At 73.6% G+C, this 5,021-nt stretch carries 4 protein-coding genes; 3 read left to right on the top strand and 1 reads right to left on the bottom strand.

From position 1 onward, the window contains the following. Positions 1 to 447 precede the first annotated feature (447 nt). Positions 448 to 1,452 carry a YafY family protein gene (locus IF37_RS0137815; protein ID WP_173457120.1) on the bottom strand — a complete coding sequence of 335 codons (1,005 nt, stop codon included), beginning with the start codon at positions 1,450 to 1,452 and terminating at the stop codon, positions 448 to 450. A 62-nt stretch (positions 1,453 to 1,514) separates the two neighbouring features. On the opposite strand from IF37_RS0137815, the gene IF37_RS0137810 reads away from it, so the two are divergent. The 3 genes from IF37_RS0137810 to pfkB all read left to right on the top strand — a co-directional run bounded on the left by IF37_RS0137810 (position 1,515) and on the right by pfkB (position 4,929). Then, on the top strand, positions 1,515 to 3,011 hold the full coding sequence (locus IF37_RS0137810) for an MFS transporter (protein ID WP_030754035.1): 1,497 nt from the start codon (positions 1,515 to 1,517) through the stop codon (positions 3,009 to 3,011). Between the two features lie 212 nt (positions 3,012 to 3,223). Next, positions 3,224 to 3,985: a DeoR/GlpR family DNA-binding transcription regulator gene (locus tag IF37_RS0137805; protein ID WP_030754033.1), complete on the top strand. Its 762-nt coding sequence runs from the start codon at positions 3,224 to 3,226 to the stop codon at positions 3,983 to 3,985. Further along, the gene (gene pfkB / locus IF37_RS0137800) at positions 3,982 to 4,929 is read left to right on the top strand and encodes a 1-phosphofructokinase (RefSeq protein WP_030754030.1); all 948 of its coding nucleotides are present in this window, start codon (positions 3,982 to 3,984) and stop codon (positions 4,927 to 4,929) included. The genes IF37_RS0137805 and pfkB overlap by 4 nt, the downstream gene beginning before the upstream one ends. Positions 4,930 to 5,021 lie beyond the last annotated feature (92 nt).

Below are 5,021 nucleotides of genomic sequence, written 5' to 3'. Positions count from 1 at the left end.
GGCACGGCACTCCCCCAGCCTCCGGCCGGGGGGACCCCCACGCCGCGTTGTCGGACCACCCGAGTACGCCCAGTACGCGGGTGATCCTCCGCCTTGCGACGCACCGCACCGGACGCCGCGGCCTGATCCGACCTGATCCAAACGAAACCCCCTGCACGGCAGGTCCTGTCACCGGGGCACCGCCACGCCCGGGGGCGGGCCTGACGGGATCGCCCGTGGGTGTCCCGCAGGGCACAGCCGCCCGTGCCGTCGCCCTCGGGTGCCGCGTCCGGGGGCGGTCGGGCCTTGGCGGGATCGGGATCGCCTGTCGTCCGTCGTGCCCCGCAGGACGCACCGCCCTCGCCGTCCTCCTCCGGTACCGCGCCCCGGGCCTGATGGGTTCAGCGACCCGGTGCGACCCGGTGGGTTCAGGGACCCAGTGGGTTCAGTAACCCGGTGGTGGCGCGGTCACTGATCGGCCGCACCCCGCGGGCCGGGGTCCGGTGGCGCCGAGCCGCCCGCCCGGCTCAGCCGTCCCCCCAGCTCCCGTACGCGTTCCACCAGTTCCACCGGTTCCCGCACCACGAACTCGCACCCAGCCATCGCCAGCCGCACCGCCAGCCACTGCGCGGGATCGCCCGTGCTGCCCCGCAGGACGCAGCCGCCCTCGCCGTCGTCCTCGGGCACCCCGAGCCGGCCCGGCACCCGCGCGGATATCTGGTCCGCCGGTGCGGCGAACCGCACCTCGAAGGCGTACGTCTCCTGCCGCCGCCGGATGGACTGGCGCAGGTACTCGGCGGCGCTCCCCGTCGGCAGCTCCCGCGGCGCGAACCGGACACCGGTCGCGAACGGCTCGCTCACCCGGTCGACCCGGAAGGTGCGCCAGTCCGCCCGGTCGACGTCGTAGGCGACCAGGTACCAGCGCAGCCCCGTCGACACCAGCCGGTGCGGCTCGGTCAGCCGCCGCGACGCGCTGCCGTCCTTGTCGCGGTAGGCGAACCGCAGCCGCTCGTGCCCCGCCACCGTGGACGCCATCACGGTCAGCGTCTCGGGCGCGATGCTCGGCCCGTCCCCGCTGGTCAGCGCTGTCGTCGCGGCCTGGAGCGTGGACACCCGGTGGCGCAGCCGGGACGGCAGCACCTGCTCCAGCTTGGCGAGGGCCCGCACGGAGGCCTCGTCCACGCCCGCCACGGCGTGCCCGGCGCCCGCCCGCAGCCCGACCGCGATCGCGACCGCCTCCTCGTCGTCCAGCACCAGCGGAGGCATCGCCTTGCCCGCGACCAGCCGGTACCCGCCGTCCGCGCCCTTGGTCGCCTGCACCGGATAGCCCAGTTCCCGGAGCCGGTCGATGTCCCGCCGCACGGTACGCCGGGACACGCTGAGCCGCTCGGCCAGCTCGCCGCCGGGCCACTCACGGGGCGTCTGGAGGAGCGAGAGCAGCTGGAGCAGCCGGGCCGGGGTGTCGGTCGTCATGCGTACGAGGATGCCGGAGAAATAGGACGCCATCTGGCCTAGTGGTGTCCTACTTTCCTCCCATGACGCCCAACCCCCAACCGCTTCCCGACCGCGCCCGCTGGCTGGCGCTCGCCATCGTCATGACGGCCGCCTTCATGGACCTGGTGGACGTGACCATCGTCAACATCGCCATTCCGTCCATCCAGCGCAGCGCCCATGCCTCGCTCAGCCAGATCCAGTGGATAACCGCCGGCTACGCCCTCGCCTTCGCCGCCGGTCTGATCACCGGCGGCCGGCTCGGTGACATCCACGGCCGCAAGCGGGTGTTCCTGGTCGGTATCGGTGGTTTCACCCTCGCCTCCGCCCTGTGCGGATTCGCGGTGAACCCGGAGATGCTGGTCGCCTCCCGGATTCTCCAGGGCGGTATGGCCGCGCTGATGGTGCCGCAGGTGCTGTCCATCGTGCACGCCACCTTCCCGGCGCACGAACGCGGCAAGGTCTTCGGTCTGTTCGGCGCGATCGTCGGGCTGGGTGCCGTCTCCGGGCCGCTGCTGGGCGCGCTGCTGACCGAGTGGAACCTCTTCGGGCTGGAGTGGCGGCCCATCTTCCTCATCAACCTCCCCGTGGGTGTCGCGGCTCTCCTCCTCGGCCGCCGGTTCATCACCGAGTCCCGCGCGCCGAAGGCCCTGAAGCTGGACCTCGTCGGCGTGACCCTGGTCTCGCTGGGCCTGCTCATGCTGCTGTACCCCCTCACCCGCGGCCGTGAGCTGGGCTGGCCCCTGTGGGGTCACCTCTGCATGGCCGGTGCGCTCGTCGTCTTCGCGGCGCTGGTGTCATACGAGAAACGGAAGGCGGCCAGGGACGGTTCCCCGCTGATCGAGCTGTCCCTCTTCCGGGTGAAGAGCTTCGCCGCGGGCATCGCCGTGCAGACCGTCTTCGGGGTCGCGCTCGGCATCTTCTTCCTGGTCTGGACGCTGTACATGCAGATCGGCCTGGGCTGGAGCCCGCTGCGGGCCGGGCTGACCGGGGTGCCGTTCTCGATCGCGGTGTCCACGGCGGCCGGGCTGTCGGTGCAGCAGCTGGTGCCGCGGTTCGGCCGGAAGGTGCTCCAGGCGGGTGCGCTGGTGATGGGGCTGGGCGTGCTGCTCTACCTGTGGGAGGCACACCACTACGGCCTCGCCATCGCCTCCTGGCAGATGGCCCTGCCGCTGGTCGTGATGGGGCTGGGCATGGGGCTGATCGTCGCCCCGCTCACCGACGCGGTCCTCTCGGAGGTGCCGCGTGAGCACGCCGGTTCCGCGTCCGGGCTGATCAACACCGTGCAGCAGATGGGCAACGCGCTGGGCCTGGGCCTGGTGTCGGTGGTCTTCTTCGGGCAGATCGGCGACCGACTCGCCCCGGCGCAGGTCGGGCCGGCCTTCGTACACGCCTTCCAGCACGCCCTGTGGTACGTCGCCGCGATCATGGGCGCGATCCTCCTGCTGATGACCGCGCTGCCGAAGCGTCCGGCGCAGCACGTGGAGGGCGCCGGACAGGAGGAGCCGGCGACGGATCAAGAGCCCGAGCTGGTGCACTGACCAGGCCGTATGACGCGGGGCCCGGCACCGAGGCGGTGCCGGGCCCTGTCGGCTGCCCGGCTCGCCCGCCAGTCTCCGCCGGGCGGTGGCCCATGGGCGAGCCGCTGCCCGTTCGTGCCCGATCCAAGTCTGAACCTGTTTACTTTGCCGACATACGGGCGTAGCCTCGCGGTGAAACCACACGTTCGGGCATGAGGTGGAGGCGGACGGACATGTACGCACCGGAGCGGCAGCAGGAGATCCTCCGGCTCGCCCGGGACGGCGGCCGGGTGGACGTGCTGTCGCTGGCCGAGGAGTTCCAGGTCACCGCGGAGACCATCCGCCGCGACCTGAAGGCCCTCGACCGCGCCGGCCTCGTCCGCCGGGTGCACGGCGGTGCCATCCCGGCCGGCCGCCTCGACTTCGAGCCCGACCTCGCCGAGCGCGAGTCCACCGCCGCCGACGAGAAGGACCGCATCGCCAAGGCGGCCCTCACCGAGCTGCCGGCCGAGGGGACGATGATCCTGGACGCCGGCACGACGGTGGCCCGCCTCGCCGCCGCCATCCCCCTGGAGTCCTCCCTCACCGTCGCCACGCACAGCCTGCCCATCGCGGCCCGCCTGGCCGACCACCCCGGTATCCAGCTCCACCTGATCGGCGGGCGCGTGCGGCACCGCACGCGCGCCGCCGTGGACGCCTGGGCGCTGCGCGCGTACGGCGAGATCCGCGCCGACGTCCTGTTCGTCGCCGCCAACGGCTTCTCCGCCGAGCACGGTCTGACCACCCCCGACCTCGCCGAGGCCGCCGTCAAGCGCGCGGCGATCGCCGCCGCCCGCCGCGTGGTGCTGCTGGCCGACTCCGCCAAGCACGGCCAGGAGCACTTCGCCCGCTTCGGCGGGCTCGGCGACGTGGACCTGCTGATCACCGACAGCGGGCTGAGCGACGAAGACGCCACCGCCATCGAGCGCGGCGGCACGGAAGTGGTGCGCGCATGATCCTCACCGTCACCCCGAACCCGTCCCTGGACCGCACCTACGAGGTCCCCGCCCTGGAGCGCGGCGAGGTCGTCCGCGCCACCGGCGAGCGCATGGACCCCGGCGGCAAGGGCGTGAACGTCTCGCGCGCCGTCGCCGCCGCCGGACGGCGCACGGTCGCCGTCCTGCCCCTGGGCGGTGCGCCGGGGGCACTCGTCGCCGACCTGCTCGACGCCCAGGGCATCGAGGTGGCACCGGTCCCGGTCGCCGGAGCCACCCGCTCCAACATCGCGCTCGCGGAGTCCGACGGGGTCCTCACGAAGATCAACGCGCCGGGTCCCGAACTGTCCGCCGCGGAACAGGAACTGCTCCTGGACACCGTCCGCGAGCAGTCGCGCGAGGCCGACTGGATCGCGTGCTGCGGCAGCCTGCCCCGGGGACTGGCACCCTCCTGGTACGCCGATGTCGTCACGCGGGCGCACGCCGGAGGCGCGCGGATCGCGCTGGACACCTCGGGGCCCGCCCTCCTGGAGGCGCTGCGCGCGCGTCCCGACGTGGTGAAGCCGAACGCCGAGGAGCTGGCGGCGGCGGTCGCGCGCCCCCTCACGACCGTGGGCGACGCGCTCAAGGCGGCCGAGGAGGTGCGCGCGCTGGGCGCCCGCGCCGTACTCGCCAGCCTGGGCGCCGACGGCCAGCTCCTGGTGACGGACGCCGGCGCCTGGTTCGGCAGCGCGCGGGTGTCCGCCGTCCGCAGCAACGTCGGCGCCGGGGACGCCTCCCTGGCCGGCTTCCTCATCGCCGGCGGTTCCGGCCCCGACGCCCTCGCCTCGGCCGTGGCCCACGGCGCCGCCGCGGTCCGGCTCCCCGGCAGCGTGATGCCGGCCCCCGCCGATCTGGAACCGGCCGCCGTGACGGTCACCGCCGAGATCCCGCTCGACCGCGAACTGACGGAACCGGTGTCATGAGCACCCTGGTCGGCCGCCGTACGACCGCTCCGTACGGCCCTAGGCGGAATTCCCCCTCCGCCGCCCCCGCATCCCCGACGTACGCGGAAGCC

Origin of the sequence: Streptomyces sp. NRRL S-31 (assembly GCF_000718775.1) — a bacterium.
Taxonomy (GTDB): Bacteria; Actinomycetota; Actinomycetes; order Streptomycetales; family Streptomycetaceae; genus Streptomyces.
The sequence above is the reverse complement of the archived record's forward strand: the minus strand, read 5'-3'. Positions and strand labels throughout refer to the sequence as shown.